A 590-nucleotide genomic window follows, 5' to 3' on the forward strand; every position below is an offset into this window, starting at 1 on the left:
TTCATCCTCCAGCACTGTCAGCTTTGAGCTGTCTGGGCATTCATCCTCCAGCACTGTCAGCTTGGAGCTGTCTGGGCATTCATCCTCCAGCACTGTCAGCTTTGAGCTGTCTGGGCATTCATCCTCCAGCACTGTCAGCTTTGAGCTGTCTGGGCATTCATCCTCCAGCACTGTCAGCTTGGAGCTGTCTGGGCATTCATCCTCCAGCACTGTCAGCTTTGAGCTGTCTGGGCATTCATCCTCCAGCACTGTCAGCTTGGAGCTGTCTGGGCATTCATCCTCCAGCACTGTCAGCTTTGAGCTGTCTGGGCATTCATCCTCCAGCACTGTCAGCTTTGAGCTGTCTGGGCATTCATCCTCCAGCACTGTCAGCTTTGAGCTGTCTGGGCATTCATCCTCCAGCACTGTCAGCTTGGAGCTGTCTGGGCATTCATCCTCCAGCACTGTCAGCTTTGAGCTGTCTGGGCATTCATCCTCCAGCACTGTCAGCTTGGAGCTGTCTGGGCATTCATCCTCCAGCACTGTCAGCTTTGAGCTGTCTGGGCATTCATCCTCCAGCACTGTCAGCTTTGAGCTGTCTGGGCATTCAT

General features: G+C 54.4%; 1 protein-coding gene. It reads right to left on the reverse strand.

The features are described 5' to 3' along the window. Positions 1-561, reverse strand: a 561-nt coding sequence (locus tag QNO09_RS39645; protein ID WP_283975074.1) for a hypothetical protein, incomplete at its 3' end; no start/stop codon positions are given. Positions 562-590: the final 29 nt, after the last annotated feature.

Origin of the sequence: Streptomyces sp. 378, assembly GCF_030124145.1 — a bacterium.
Lineage (GTDB): Bacteria > Actinomycetota > Actinomycetes > Streptomycetales > Streptomycetaceae > Streptomyces.